The 13,229-nt window shown below is 57.0% G+C and carries 13 protein-coding genes and 1 tRNA gene; 7 read left to right on the forward strand and 7 right to left on the reverse strand.

What is annotated here, in order from left to right; genetic code table 11:
• Positions 1–5: 5 nt before the first annotated feature.
• Positions 6–1,178, reverse strand: a complete 1,173-nt coding sequence (locus RLW41_RS08670) for an ABC transporter permease (protein WP_414464229.1) — start codon at positions 1,176–1,178, stop codon at positions 6–8.
• 449 nt (positions 1,179–1,627) lie between these two features.
• Positions 1,628–2,410 carry a VIT1/CCC1 transporter family protein gene (locus tag RLW41_RS08675; RefSeq protein WP_414464230.1) on the reverse strand — a complete coding sequence of 261 codons (783 nt, stop codon included), beginning with the start codon at positions 2,408–2,410 and terminating at the stop codon, positions 1,628–1,630.
• Here RLW41_RS08675 and RLW41_RS08680 point away from each other — a divergent pair.
• Together RLW41_RS08680 and RLW41_RS08685 are read left to right on the forward strand one after the other, a co-directional pair.
• Positions 2,357–3,358, forward strand: coding sequence for a cytochrome-c peroxidase (locus RLW41_RS08680; protein ID WP_414464231.1), 1,002 nt, complete (start codon positions 2,357–2,359; stop codon positions 3,356–3,358). The two genes, RLW41_RS08675 and RLW41_RS08680, sit on opposite strands and share 54 nt — an antisense overlap.
• Before the next feature lie 189 nt (positions 3,359–3,547).
• Positions 3,548–5,842 carry a heavy metal translocating P-type ATPase gene (locus RLW41_RS08685; protein ID WP_414464232.1) on the forward strand — a complete coding sequence of 765 codons (2,295 nt, stop codon included), beginning with the start codon at positions 3,548–3,550 and terminating at the stop codon, positions 5,840–5,842.
• A 248-nt stretch (positions 5,843–6,090) separates the two neighbouring features.
• Here RLW41_RS08685 and RLW41_RS08690 read toward each other — a convergent pair whose 3' ends face one another.
• On the reverse strand, positions 6,091–6,291 hold the full coding sequence (locus RLW41_RS08690; RefSeq protein ID WP_409561464.1) for a hypothetical protein: 201 nt from the start codon (positions 6,289–6,291) through the stop codon (positions 6,091–6,093).
• Between the two features lie 340 nt (positions 6,292–6,631).
• On the opposite strand from RLW41_RS08690, the gene RLW41_RS08695 reads away from it, so the two are divergent.
• A complete protein-coding gene (locus RLW41_RS08695; RefSeq protein ID WP_414464233.1) occupies positions 6,632–7,633 on the forward strand; it encodes a hypothetical protein in 1,002 nt (333 codons plus the stop codon).
• A 24-nt stretch (positions 7,634–7,657) separates the two neighbouring features.
• The gene (locus RLW41_RS08700; RefSeq protein ID WP_409561466.1) at positions 7,658–8,677 is read left to right on the forward strand and encodes an O-fucosyltransferase family protein; all 1,020 of its coding nucleotides are present in this window, start codon (positions 7,658–7,660) and stop codon (positions 8,675–8,677) included.
• Positions 8,678–9,081: 404 nt separating this feature from the next.
• Here the strand turns inward: RLW41_RS08700 and RLW41_RS08705 are convergent.
• Positions 9,082–9,157, reverse strand: a tRNA-Ala gene (locus RLW41_RS08705).
• Between the two features lie 248 nt (positions 9,158–9,405).
• On the opposite strand from RLW41_RS08705, the gene RLW41_RS08710 reads away from it, so the two are divergent.
• Genes RLW41_RS08710 through folD form a run of 3 tightly spaced genes read left to right on the forward strand, consistent with a single transcriptional unit; the run spans position 9,406 to position 10,951 of the window.
• Positions 9,406–9,696, forward strand: coding sequence for a YggT family protein (locus RLW41_RS08710; RefSeq protein WP_013950096.1), 291 nt, complete (start codon positions 9,406–9,408; stop codon positions 9,694–9,696).
• Positions 9,693–10,043 (forward strand): DUF167 family protein, encoded by a 351-nt coding sequence (locus RLW41_RS08715; RefSeq protein ID WP_409561467.1) that lies wholly within the window; start codon positions 9,693–9,695, stop codon positions 10,041–10,043. Before RLW41_RS08710 ends, RLW41_RS08715 begins: the two co-directional genes overlap by 4 nt.
• A 23-nt stretch (positions 10,044–10,066) precedes the next feature.
• Positions 10,067–10,951, forward strand: a complete 885-nt coding sequence (gene folD / locus RLW41_RS08720) for a bifunctional methylenetetrahydrofolate dehydrogenase/methenyltetrahydrofolate cyclohydrolase FolD (RefSeq protein ID WP_414464234.1) — start codon at positions 10,067–10,069, stop codon at positions 10,949–10,951.
• A gap of 69 nt (positions 10,952–11,020) precedes the next feature.
• Here the strand turns inward: folD and RLW41_RS08725 are convergent, their stop codons facing one another.
• The 3 genes from RLW41_RS08725 to RLW41_RS08735 form a co-directional block, all read right to left on the reverse strand.
• Positions 11,021–11,227, reverse strand: coding sequence for a KTSC domain-containing protein (locus RLW41_RS08725; protein ID WP_414464235.1), 207 nt, complete (start codon positions 11,225–11,227; stop codon positions 11,021–11,023).
• Positions 11,228–11,253: 26 nt separating this feature from the next.
• Entirely contained in the window at positions 11,254–12,783 is a 1,530-nt protein-coding gene (locus tag RLW41_RS08730; protein WP_414464236.1) for a YifB family Mg chelatase-like AAA ATPase, read from the reverse strand.
• A 94-nt stretch (positions 12,784–12,877) separates the two neighbouring features.
• Positions 12,878–13,075 (reverse strand): hypothetical protein, encoded by a 198-nt coding sequence (locus RLW41_RS08735; protein WP_013950108.1) that lies wholly within the window; start codon positions 13,073–13,075, stop codon positions 12,878–12,880.
• Between the last annotated feature and the right edge of the window lie 154 nt (positions 13,076–13,229).

Raw genomic sequence — 13,229 nt, forward strand, 5'->3', positions numbered from 1 at the left:
TCTCATCACATACCGATCGATGCAAAAAAGACAGCGAACAGACCGTCAAGGACGATGACGAGAAAGATCGAGGTCACAACCGATGCCGTCGTCCGAAGCCCGAGGGATTCGGCGCTCCCTCCAACCTTCAGGCCTTCCGTACACGCTACGATGCCGATCACGAACGCCATGAACGGCGCTTTGATCATGCCGACCTTGAAGTGCGTCATCGAGATCGCTTCCTTCAAGCGGGCGACATAAATTTCGGGGCTCATTCCGCCATATAGCCACGCTACAAGCTCGCCACCGTAAAGGGCCGACATCGAGCCGATGAAGGTCAGCAGCGGAAGCGCAATGACGAGCGCGACAATGCGAGGAAGAATGAGCACGTCGACCGGATCGAAGCCCATGGTTCGGAGCGCGTCGATTTCCTCGCGCATCTTCATCGAGCCGAGTTCGGCAGTGTAAGAGCTGCCAGATCTCCCCGCCACCATGATAGCGACGATGAGAACGCCGATTTCGCGAAGAACAAGAATGCCGACCATATCGACGACATAGTCGTCGGCGCCAAACTTTCTGAAATGAAAGAAGCCCTGCTGGGCAATGATGCTGCCTATCAAAAAGGTAATCAGAAAAATGATGGGGATCGCCTGCCAGCCGACGCGGTCGAGCTGATGGACCGTCGATGTGAAGCGAAACGTTGAAGGCTTCAGGATCGCCCGAATGGCCGCAGCGCAGACTGCACCGATCATGTTGAGCAGAAGAACGAAGCCCCGGCCATAGTTGGCCATCCCTTGGCCGATGGCAGCGAGGCCCGTAAATTCCTTGCGCGGCTGTGAGGGAACCTTATCAGCGAGTTCGGCCGCCTGCTCCACGGCCCGGAACAGTCCAGCATATTGTTCCGGCAGAGCCGAGATCTTGAGTTTGCCGCCACGCGCGCTGAGTTCGCGCTGAAGGCGCGAAATTTCCCATGCACCGTAGGTATCGATCCGCTCGATACCGCTCATATCCAGCGTCACGTTCCCCAGAGAGGGGCGGGCGAGAACCGCGCTGATCAAGCCATCCAGGCTGGCCGCATTCGGCGCCGTCCATTGGTCGGATGCCGCGAGCATGGTGATCTGGTCCGCAGTGCTTACCGCCAACAGACGCACGGAAGATGCGCCGTCGACCACTCCCTCGTCCGCTTTTTCATCAACCATGCGAAGCTATCTGCAGTTTGGTTTTTCGAATGCGTTCGGCGATTGCCGTTTTTGGTGGCAGCCTTGGCGTATCGAAGGCAACATAAAAATCTCATCGCCGAGCCCGTTGATACGAGTCAATTCGTAGGATTCGTATGGCACTTGAGTTGTGCAGAGGCCGGCGCGCCTTTTGCGCGAATGGCGAAAACAAAGCGTAAGTTCTTAATATGGCTGCTGCGATGGCCGGGCGAGCGGAGTGCAAGTCCTGATGTCGAGAACGACAAAGTGCTAAATAGTTCAGCGGTTCCAAAGCACTTGGTGGAGCCGAGGGGAAGCTACTTATCGGCTCATTTCTACCATTAAAACCAGCAACTTAAGATGTCTTCATCGCAGCAATGTAGACCTCTCCCGTGACCAAATTACAACGTCTTCTTCTTTGGGACGATCGACATCTGGTTATTCCGGGCCGTTCATATCCTGACAGCGTCTCCGCCCCTCTCGGACGTATTCCCGTCAGAGCAGGCTCCAAGGCGGTCGCGGCTGGACAAGCGCAATTGATTGCACAACGATAATCTCGATACGTGAATTGCACCGGCTTGTCGGCCGCCAAGCTTGAGACGACGCGATCTGGGTTTGCAAATGCGATGCACTTGATGCTTAGCGCAATGTCTGACGCCGAAGAACTTCCCAATCCCGGCCGTAACGGCCATAGCAAAGATCCCCCAGCCGACGAAGCGAAGGAGCAAGGCACTAATTGGTGCGCCACCGACTCTTGCTCCGAGATAGCCCAGAAGAGCCAGCGTGAGAACCGTCACCGAAAGAACGACTGGAATGATAAGCCTCCGGCGCGAGCGATGCGGCCAGTAACGGCATCCCGCCCACCACCGTGAAAGTGGCGCCGGACGCAAAAGCCGCCTGAATGAGTGAGCTCTTTGGCAACCAGTTTGGCCGTGTCGTGAGACAGGCCTCGATGCTGATAAATTGCGACGAGCTCCGCGTATTCGACATCGATCGCTTTCAATCGCCTGCTTTTCGCGCGCGATATCTGCTCGCTCGATATCGGACTGCGAGGAAACAGAAACGTACTCTCCGGCTGCCATGGACATTGCGCCTGGTGTGACACCAGCAATTCCGGCAATTGCAACAGCCTGAGCCGATGGATTTGCCGCCGCGACTCCGACCAACAGCTGGCGAGCGCTGTGGTCGTGATCGAGGCGGATGCGGCCGATGACCCTCTCATGAAGCAGGCCCAAGCAACCTTCGAACCTATCCCGCTTACCCCTCCAACGATTAAAGGGATTGCCTCGACGCCCGCGATGGTGAACCTCGGCAAAGCTCTCTATTTCGATCCGCGTCTTTCACAAAGTCATAACATTAGTTGCAATACCTGCCATCAAATAGGGCTTGGAGGCGTCGACATGCTTCCAAACTCGATTGGGCACAAATGGCAACACGGCGGCCGAAACGCGCCCACGGTGTTGAATGCGGTAGTCAACGTCGCCCAATTTTGGGATGGCCGCGCGGCTGATTTGAAAGCCCAGGCTGGTGGGCCGATTCAAAATCCCATCGAGATGGGCATCACTCACGAGCACGCCATTCAAATGTTGAAAGGCATCTCGGGATACAGCAAGCTTTTTGAAGTAGCCTTCGCGAAAGACAGCGATCCTATCACGATGGCAAATGCCGCGAACGCGATAGCAGCCTTCGAAGCGACGCTAATCACGCCCAATGCCCCGTTCGACAAGTACTTGCGGGGCGATCAAGCAGCTCTGACTCCGGAGCAAAGAAATGGTTTGCAGCTGTTCATGGATAAAGGCTGCTCGTCCTGTCATGCCGGCATAAACGTTGGAGGACAAATGTACGCGCCGTTCGGAGTGGTTGAAAAACCTGGCGCGGATTTCCTGCCGCCAGATGATAAGGGGCGCTTCCAAGTCACGCACACGGTCAGTGATGAATATGTTTTCCGCGTCCCTCCGCTCCGCAACATCACCTTGACACCCCCATACTTCCATACAGGAAAATCGTGGGATCTTCGTCAAGCTGTTGCCGTCATGGGAACAAGCCAACTCGGGCAACACCTAACGGACGCGGAAATTAGCAATATCACATCATTCCTGGAATCGCTGACCGGCCAGCAACCCAACGTCACTTACCCAATACTCCCGCCCAGTGGTGTGGAAACACCCAGACCGCAGCCATAAGAATCAGAACTGGAGAACGTCCAGGCGCTCTCAAAAACTCCGACGTGAGGTCATAGCGGCGGAGTGAGCACTCTTTTCCACCGCCGTTTCGACGAGGCAGAGCGCCCACGGATTGCGCACGATCAAATAGCCCGCTTCAAAAACTCTGCTACTTATTTCCTAAATTGGTTGGGGCGCGGCGAGGATCTTATGCCAAATTGGCCATCCGACCGTCTGATCCGGCGGCTGCTATTTACGATCGCATTGGCCGGTATCATCATTGGCGGGCTACTCTGGTTCTTCGGCCGAACTCTTTGGGCGCAGAGCGTCTGGGCACTTGCGACATTACCGGTAATTCTGGGGCTTGCGATCTCGATTGTCCGCGATCTCGCGGCTGGACGCTTCGGCGTCGACGCGATCGCGCTGCTGTCCATGACCGGAGCCCTGCTTCTCGGTGAGAATCTCGCGGGTGTGGTGGTGGCAATCATGTATTCGGGCGGCAATCTGCTCGAAGACTATGCCGTCGGTCAGGCGGAGCGGGATTTAAAGACGCTCATAGATCGCGCGCCTCGAATTGCTCATCGATACTCAGGTCAGCTCGTCGAAGATATTGCGGTCGAAAAAATTGCAGTCGGCGATAAGCTCCTGGTGCGGGCTGGCGAAGTCCTTCCCGTCGATGGCATTCTCAAGTCGGAAGTTGGCGCCATCGATGAGTCAGCTGTGACGGGTGAGCCATTGCCCGTCATCCGCCAGCGCCATGATCCTCTTCGCAGTGGTTCAGTCAATGCAGGTGAAACCTTTGACATGACCGCGAGCGCTGTCGCTGGCGAGAGTACGTATGCAGCAATCGTTCGAATGGTTACAGCGGCGCAAGCAGCAAAAGCACCTTTTATGCGTGTGGCGGATCGCTTCGCTCTGGCATTAGTGCCTGCCACGCTGTTACTTGCCGGCGCCGCTTGGCTCTTTTCTGGGGATGCCGTTCGCGCACTCGCCGTGCTCGTCGCCTCAACTCCTTGTCCTCTCATTCTTGCAGCTCCCGTGGCTTTCATAGCAGGCGTTTCGCGCGCTGCGAGAAGCGGCATACTGATCAAAGGCAGCTCCGCGCTTGAGGCATTGGCACGCGCACACACGGTCATGTTCGACAAGACCGGGACTTTGACCGTCGGCGGCGCTAGACTGGCAGCGATAGAAACGGCGCCCCATTTCTCCTCCGAAGAGGTCCTGCGTTTTTCGGGATCATTGGAGCAGGCCTCTCACAATGTAGTGGCAGGCGCTATCGTAACAGCTGCACGCGCCCGCAGCATTAGCCTCACCGGACCAGAGAACGTCCATGAAGCGATGGGTTCTGGCATTGAGGGGCGCGTCGCGGGAAAGCTGGTCAAGGCGGGCTCTGATAGATTTATTTTCACACACGGTAGACTTCCGTCCTGGGCCGTGCGGGCGCTCCGAAGGGCGTCCTGGCGCTCTGCATTAAGCGTCTTTGTTTCTGTTGACGACCAACCAATCGGCGCCTTGCTTCTTTCCGACGAACTTCGCCGTGAATCGCCAAGAGCCATTCAAGCGCTTAGGACCTCGGGCGTAAAACGCATTGTGATGGTGACCGGCGATCGAGCAGATGCAGCCGAAACAATCGGAGCGGCATTGGATATCGATGCCGTACTCGCCGACCGGGTGCCCTCCGATAAGGTCGAGGCCGTAGCGGTGGAGCGCCGCTTGCATCCCACCATCATGGTCGGCGACGGCATAAATGACGCCCCCGCACTAGCGGCGGCTGACGTCGGCGTGGCGATGGGCGCAAGAGGCGCAAGTGCCTCATCGGAAGCCGCAGATGTTGTCATCCTGGTTGATCGCCTCGACAGGGTTGCGGATGCGGTAGCCATCGCACGAAGAGCATATCGCATAGCCTTGCAGAGTATTGTAATCGGGCTTACGCTCTCCGGCATCGCAATGATTGCCGCCGCCCTAGGAATGCTATCGCCGGTCGCGGGCGCGATTTCGCAAGAATTGATCGATGTGGCTGTGATCCTGAATGCGCTACGGGCACTTTCTCCAGGCCGCTCTACAGTCCAAGGCGCGCTCGCACCCTCGTCAATCCGCGCACTGGAACAAGACCACGAAGTTCTCAACGAAGCGCTGAACAGGCTCCGGGAAATTGCCGACAAACTCGACGATGCACCAAAGGACATCGCAGTAAGCCTCATTTCCGAGGCGTATCAAATTGTCTCGAAGCGCATTGTAGAACACGAGCGCGAAGATGAGATGGTCGTCTATCCTCGCCTCAATCGCTCGCTTCATGGCAATCCTGCTCTTGCAGCCATGAGCCGGGCACATCGCGAAATTTTGCATCTGGCGCGACTTCTGTCCCGGCTGACCGATGACATGCACGTCGAAAGCGTCGATCGGTATTTCATCCGCGATGCTCAGAGAATTATTGAATCAGTCGAGGCGCTCGTCCGGATGCATAACGCCCAGGAGGAAGATATCTACGAACACACAGCAGCGTAACGGTGGAAAATGACAGCAGCGCCGTAAGTCACTCGTAAGCTCATCACAACGCTCACCGGCAAATCGAAGCCATGAACCGATTGATTAGGAACGATCGCCGTCACGGCATCGACCTCGCCCGGCCGCATCCGCGATGAAAAAGAATCGCGCATAGTCATCTCGAAGTTGAAGATCGCGGTCGCCGTCTTCTTGTCACCTGGTCGCGCGCTCGTTGCCGCTGCTGACTACGGCGACGATCTGCTCTTCCATCACCGCAACAGGTGATGCGCGTGCTCGGGGCAAATATGGGCGAGCCGCATCGCCTGATCCGTACGCTGCGCGATCTCGACCACGCCACACGCTACCACCAGCCGACTGTTGTGACAGCAATCATCAACAGTTTTTTCCGGAATGCCTTTGCTGATTGATTGCGAATTGATCTCGCTTCTTAGATAGTAGTTGCGTGGCATTACGCTAATTTATGCTCTGACAAAAAAGTCTTTTTTGAATGCTGCATTCTAAAGAATTTTTGTCCCACCGGCGCGACGATACCGTGTCGCGGAGTGCCATCGTCGCCCCCGCAATTCGAGACGCTGTCGGGCACCATTTAAATACCGCTCGCGGTCTATCGTTCGTTGCTCAATGTCTCGGACATGAACCCGTATGGCTGGGTCATAAACATCTCGATACTTCGCTGATACCCGACTATGTCACCCTCGTACCGGCATTTTCCTCCACAATTTATGAAAACCAAATCGGACTTCTGGGGAGAGCTGTGCGGCCGCTCATCACCGATAGGTTAGTCTGCTCATGTTGCTAATCACCTCGGTGCCACCCGTCTTTTCGCGGAAAGACCGCAAGACCGGCGAAGAACTCGGTACCCGCTATCTTGCATCGTGTATTGACTCCTGGAGAAAAAACGGTTTTCAGCCGCTATCCATCAATCGTTTCGACGAAGTGGATGCGATCAATCGATTGGCACTTATAGATTGTCTAGGCGTATCGAATGACGAAGCATATTTTCCCAATCGCTTTGGCCCTAGCCTCGGCGCCATTTTAGATACGGTGTCATCTGCAGAAGCAGTCGGAATCGTTAATGCCGACATTTACATGCTGTCAGCCGAGGGCTGCGCAGAAATTCTAGCTCAGCAGTCACAAAAATCGATTGTTGCAGCACGCCGTATGGATGTGATGGATCACGGAGCATCGCGTGGCAACGTATTCGAATTGGGCTACGATCTCGTCGCGTTCACTCCGGCGAAAGTCCCCAAGACTATCTCGAACGATCGCATACGTCGCTTCCAACTCGGTGTTCCGTGGTGGGATTATGTATTTCCATATTCCTGTTCCGAAGAGGTGCCTGCCTTCAGAATAAAGGAACCGTTTCTGACGCATTTGTTACATTCGGACCGCTGGAATGAGGACGTCTGGAACGAATGCGCGCTGTATGCGCGAGACGCCTGCCCGTCCGTAGAAAACGAGGCAATGAAAGCGATGGCCGGCTCGGATAATTTCGGGCAAACAACATCGTCAGCTTTCTCGGAGATAATTTTCGGCTCCCGCTTTTGTGAAATTGAATTACCGACTTCCAAAAGCGATCCTGCATATCGAACGGCCCCTCTCGCGATCGCCGCCGTTGCTCAACTTCAATCCGTTGCGCTGAGCGAAGCTCATAATTGGAATTTCCAATATCTTGTCGAAAGCGCACTAGGGAATACCCAGCCGGCTAGCATTGGAAAGCGCGATCCGATTGGACGAAAAATACGCCGCGCAATCAAAAGTGCAGTGCTTATGCGGTCGCAGTCAGGCTAGGGCGACGGTGCTGAGGGTTGTTGAGTGGGTCAAGCCTCCGTGCGCTGCGCCCTAGCGGGCAATTATTCAAAAAACGGCTTACTGACGAATATTGATCATCGGCTACGAAAATGGATGATCCCCGTGTCTCAACAGGTAATTGTCTCTCGTAAGTATGGCCTCTTTTCCAACGTCTATTCAGTTCTAGGGGCTATCGATTGGTGTGAACTTAACAACGAAATTGCCGTCATCAAATTCGATAGCGGCCCGTACCACGATCCTGCACGTGGCGAAAATTGGTGGGACCATTACTTCGAGTGGCCTGCTGGCCTCGTAATGGGATCCAGATTTACCGAAGTGCCCAAACGGACCGAAGCCGAAGAGTTCGCCAGCGAGATGGCCCTTCGCCTACTAACAAATCGCTTCCGCACGTCGGAAATCATCGCAGCGTATGTTCGGCCTCGCTCTGAAATTCTGGAATCTGTTGAAGAGCTTTGGCGTGAGAAGGTTGGAGACACATTTTGCATTGGCGTTCATGTAAGAGGGACCGACAAATTCAACGAAGCGCCGCCGGTACCATTTGATCTCATTTGCGCCACCGTAGAAAATATAGTTCGACGTGTGCCGATACCCTGGCGCCTGTATGTTGCGACCGACGAAGTGAATATCCTGGAGAACTTTCAAAGCCGTTTCGGTGCTTGTGTTGCTTGCCAAAGCGCAGTCCGAAGCCTAAATGGAGAACCGATACACGATCCTGAAAATCCTCAGGCAGGGCCATATAGGCTAGCCGTCGAGGCCATTGTCGACGCCTATTGTCTTTCGCGCAGCAGCGTCTTCATAGGCTGCCAATCTAACTTATCTTTCTTCGCAGCCGCGATTGACCCGGCCACGCCCTGGATCAACATGTCGCCGGGGAGCCACGTGGTGAATGTTAATTTGCATCAACAGCTAATCGCGAAGGAAGTCGTTATTCGGAGCCTGCTAGCCCGGATCAGCGAACGTAAGATAAGCAATCGCTTTAGGAGACTATTTCGCAAGCAGGATCGTGTTCCTGGTGACGTTTAAATTTCTACCGGGCACACATCTCAACTGTATCCGCATCCTCGACTTTTTCGATAAATGTCCCAGGTAGTTGTAGAGCAGTATCGGCTCCCATGAACCGCTGCCGGTATTAGTGTCGCGCCGAGAGCTGGGAATAAAATTTGTCAGCGTCCGACGGCGTCCGGCTTTGGGCAGGCGAAATTCGGAGGCACTTTGGGGAATTGAAGGCCTGCCCACGCCAGCGGATGCGAATAAATTTTTCTGCAGCAGTTAATACTGCAAAGTGAGCCATGCTCACCATTTCCCCATCTTTCGTCGGTCATCGGTTGACAATAAGGGGTAGAAATCAAGTTTTTACATGAAAAACGGCGGAATTCAGCGACCTGTTGAGACGATAGCGATAGCGATGAGATTTGTGAGAATTGTGCTGGTGGAGCCGAGGGGAATCGAACCCCTGACCTCTGCAGTGCGATTGCAGCGCTCTCCCATCTGAGCTACGGCCCCGGATGCGCGGCATTTAGGGTTCGCCCTGAGTAGTTGTCAAGAAATCCGCTCCGCTCGTCGGCATCCTAGGGCACGGGACGGACGGCCGTTTGCGCGGAAACTGCGACAATCGCGCTAGACTTTGGGTACCCTGATAACCCCATTCGCAGTTCGGGCGCGAAAGTCTGGACACAAGTCGGGCCAAAGGCTTGCAGGGGGCAGGGTGTCGGGGCTACATGGCGCAACGACACCAAATTGCGGGACGGCGAATGCTCGAGCTTCTGGGCTTTATCAACTATCTCATCACGCTTTATACCTACGTCGTTATCGCCGTGGTGATCGTCAGCTGGCTCATGGCATTCGGGGTGGTTAACCCCTACAATCCGATCGTGCGGTCGATCTGGCAGGCGCTCAACGCCGTGACGGAGCCACTGCTCGCCCCCATTCGCAATGCGATGCCGAACATGGGCGGGCTCGATATCTCGCCGGTGATCTTGCTGCTCGCCTGTTATTTCATCCAGACTGTCGTGCTGCCGAACATCGCCAAGGCCGTCGTGTGACGGCGGCGTCCGGCGGCGCGCAGTCGGCTGACAGCGCCTGGTGGCACGATACCGCGTGCGTCATTGCGCGCTTCCGCTTAACGCCAAAATCCAGCAAAGAGGCGGTTGACGGGATTGTCGAAACCCCCGACGGTCCGGCCTTTCAAGCGCGCGTGCGCGCAATTCCCGAGGATGGAGCGGCGAACCGAGCTCTCGAAGAGCTCGTGGCCCGATGGCTGGGCGTGGCGAAGCAGTCTGTTTCGCTCGCTAAGGGCGGGAAATCACGGCTCAAATCCTTACGGATATCCGGCGATCCGGACGAACTCGACAGACGATTGCAGGACCGGATAGGCGAATTCAAAAAATAGGAAAACGAGGAGGAACGAGAGGAATGTCAGCCCAGGTCATCGATGGAAAAGAGATTGCGGCGAAGGTCCGCGCCCAGGTGGCGGCGGAAGTCGCGCGGCTTCAGAAAGAACATGGGCTGAAACCCGGCCTCGCGGTCGTGCTCGTTGGCGAAGACCCCGCGAGTAAGGTCTATGTTGCGAACAAAGCGAAGCAGACCGTCGAAGTTGGCATGAACTCGTGGGAGCACCGGCTTCCCGCCGAAACGAGCGAAGCGGACGTGCTCTCGATGGTCGAGAAGCTGAACAACGATCCGGCCTGCCACGGCATTCTGGTGCAGCTGCCGCTGCCCAAGCACATCAACGCCGAAAAGGTTCTGAACCTCATCAACCCGGACAAGGACGTCGACGGTTTCCATCCGGTGAACGTCGGCCGTCTTTGGGTCGGCGAGCGGGCGCTGGTCCCCTGCACGCCGACGGGTTCGGTGATCCTGGCCAAGACGGTGCATCAGAGCCTGTCGGGTATGAATGCCGTCGTGATCGGGCGTTCCAACATCGTCGGTAAGCCCGTAGCCGCGCTGCTGCTACGCGAGAACTGCACCGTGACGATCGCGCATTCGCGAACGAAGGATATCGAGAGCGTCGTCAGAGGTGCCGACCTTGTGATTGCTGCCGTCGGCATTCCCGAGATGGTCAAGGGTAGCTGGATCAAACCGGGCGCGACCGTTATCGACGTCGGCATCAACCGCGTGCCATCGGAAGGCGGCAAGACGAAAATCGTCGGTGACGTGGCTTACGCGGAATGTGCGCAGGTTGCGGGCGCGATCACGCCGGTTCCGGGCGGCGTCGGACCGATGACGATTGCGTGTCTGCTCCGCAATGCGGCGCAGGCGGCAGCGATGCAGGCCGGCGTCAAGTCGGTGTTCGGCTGAGATCAGCGAGACAGCAAGTTGTGAATGTTTTGTTCGTCCGGGGCCGTCGGGTCCCGGATTTTTTTGGCCCTAATGGCGTTCGAGGCTGTCGTAGTGATCGCGGATATGGGTGTTGAAATATTCACCCGCTGATGATGCCGTGATGAGGGCATCGAAAACGTGCTCCGGGACGCTGAAATAGGTGTAGCGCCGGTCCGTCCGGAAGGTGACATCGAGTGTTCGTGCTTCGGGATCGTAGTCAGCGGACTTGACGACCGACGAGCGCGGAAACTCCATTTCTGTTCCTCGTGTTTCAACCTTGCTTATGCGGCACGCGCCTGGCGCAGGGTTTCGCCGCGGTAGCTTAAGGCCTCTGCGACGTGAGCCCGGGCGACGTTTTCTGAGCCTTCAAGATCGGCAATAGTTCGCGCAACTTTCAGCGTGCGGTGAAAGCCGCGCGCGGAGAGGCCGAGCGTCTCGGCTGCGCGGCGAAGCAACGCGACGCCGGCCTCATCCGGCATTGCGGTTTGTTCGAGCAGAGCGGCTGAACAGTCGGCATTGGTGCGTACACCTCTGGCACCCAGCGCCGCGAAGCGCGCGAGCTGACGGTCACGCGCGGCGGCAACGCGGATGCGAACTTCGGAACTGCCTTCGGACGGGGCGGGCAAGACCAGATCGGCCGCAGAGATTGCGGGCACCTCTATTTGCAGATCGATGCGATCGAGCAGCGGACCTGAGACGCGCGCCTGATAGTCGGCAGCGCAGCGGGGTCCGCGCCGACACGGCTCGCCAGGATTACCGCCACCGCACTTACAGGGGTTCATCGCGGCGATGAGCTGGATTCGCGAGGGATAGGAAATCCGGTGGTTTGCTCGGGCAATGACAGTTTCGCCGGCTTCCAACGGCTGCCGCAATGCGTCGAGCACGTTGGGCTGGAATTCCGGCAACTCGTCAAGAAACAACACGCCATGGTGCGCGAGGGAGACTTCTCCGGGCCGTGGGCGTGAGCCGCCGCCGACGAGCGACGCCATGCTGGCGGAATGATGCGGCGCGCGGAACGGACGCTCGACTGTCAACTTGCCGCCCATCAGTTCACCGGCGAGCGAATGCACCATCGAGACCTCAAGGATCTCTTCAGGTTGTAGCGGCGGCAATATTGACGGCAGGCGCGAAGCCAACATCGATTTGCCGGAGCCCGGCGGGCCGATCAGAAGGAGATTGTGATTTCCAGCCGCCGCAATTTCGAGAGCCCTTTTGGCGGTCTCCTGGCCTTTGATATCGCGAAGGTCGGCGGCGTAATTTTGGACAGGGAGAACGTTCGGCTTTGGCCGCGACAGGGTCTGCATGCCTTTGAAGTGATTGACGAGCGATAGCAAATGCGGGGCTGCTAGAATGTCGATCTCTTCGCTGGCCCAGGCGGCTTCCGGCCCGGTGGCGGCCGGACAGATCAGACCTTTGCCGAGCGCATTGGCGCCAATGGCAGCCGGTAGGGTGCCCGGCACGGCGCGGATCGAGCCGTCCAGCGCCAGCTCGCCGATGGCGGCATAGTTCGCTATGGCGTCGGGTGCGATTGCCTCCATGGCCGACATCATCGCGAGCACGATCGGCAGATCGAAGTGACTGCCCTCCTTCGGCAGGTCAGCAGGCGCGAGATTGACTGTGATGTGCTTGAAAGGAAGGCCGAGGCCTACAGCGTGAAGGGCGTTCCTGACCCGCTCCCGGCTTTCGGCCACGGCTTTGTCGGGGAGCCCGACGATCGCGAAGGCCGCTGCGCCGGGCGTGACCCGAACTTGCACCTCAACCGGGCGTGCCTCAATGCCAATGAACGCGAGTGTTGAGATCTGGCCGTACATGCCTGCCCCCGAAAACCCCTCGTTTCGAGGTAATCACGGCGGCGAGCCAAAGGCAAGAACAAATGTGGAACGATTTGTTGAGAACAGGCACCGTTCATTCCGGCGCGATCTCTCTGACACCCAGAGGAGATAGTCCGTGGCCGCCATCGGGTCCCTCGACAATCCATCTTTTCTGGCGCGCGAAAGCGAGAATGGCGGGCAAATTTTGAACGGCGAGGATGTCGGCGGAAGACTTTCCCAGGCCATACAAAGCCTTGAGGTACTCACGAGCTTGTTTCTCGATCTCTTCCATGCGCGCCTCGCTTCATCCGGCGGACAGTACGGAGATCGTCAGCAGGCTAACGGGCCTCAATCTCCAGACCCTCTTAAATTGATATAACCCGAGGGTTGTTCCGCCGATCGGTATTATCACCACGCTCGCGGTCGACATGAGCAGCCCGACAACG

This window comes from Hyphomicrobium sp. DY-1 (assembly GCF_047497105.1).
In the GTDB taxonomy this organism is placed as follows: Bacteria; Pseudomonadota; Alphaproteobacteria; order Rhizobiales; family Hyphomicrobiaceae; genus Hyphomicrobium_B.

What these genes read in the sequence shown, in the direction of transcription:
- RLW41_RS08690 (WP_409561464.1), bottom strand. Translation starts at nt 6,291, where the DNA reads ATGCCACGCAACTACTATCTAAGAAGCGAGATCAATTCGCAATCAATC.
- RLW41_RS08725 (WP_414464235.1), bottom strand. Translation starts at nt 11,227, where the DNA reads ATGGAGTTTCCGCGCTCGTCGGTCGTCAAGTCCGCTGACTACGATCCC.
- RLW41_RS08730 (WP_414464236.1), bottom strand. Translation starts at nt 12,783, where the DNA reads ATGTACGGCCAGATCTCAACACTCGCGTTCATTGGCATTGAGGCACGC.
- RLW41_RS08670 (WP_414464229.1), bottom strand. Translation starts at nt 1,178, where the DNA reads ATGGTTGATGAAAAAGCGGACGAGGGAGTGGTCGACGGCGCATCTTCC.
- RLW41_RS08685 (WP_414464232.1), top strand. Translation starts at nt 3,548, where the DNA reads ATGCCAAATTGGCCATCCGACCGTCTGATCCGGCGGCTGCTATTTACG.
- RLW41_RS08735 (WP_013950108.1), bottom strand. Translation starts at nt 13,075, where the DNA reads ATGGAAGAGATCGAGAAACAAGCTCGTGAGTACCTCAAGGCTTTGTAT.
- folD (WP_414464234.1), top strand. Translation starts at nt 10,067, where the DNA reads ATGTCAGCCCAGGTCATCGATGGAAAAGAGATTGCGGCGAAGGTCCGC.
- RLW41_RS08695 (WP_414464233.1), top strand. Translation starts at nt 6,632, where the DNA reads ATGTTGCTAATCACCTCGGTGCCACCCGTCTTTTCGCGGAAAGACCGC.
- RLW41_RS08710 (WP_013950096.1), top strand. Translation starts at nt 9,406, where the DNA reads ATGCTCGAGCTTCTGGGCTTTATCAACTATCTCATCACGCTTTATACC.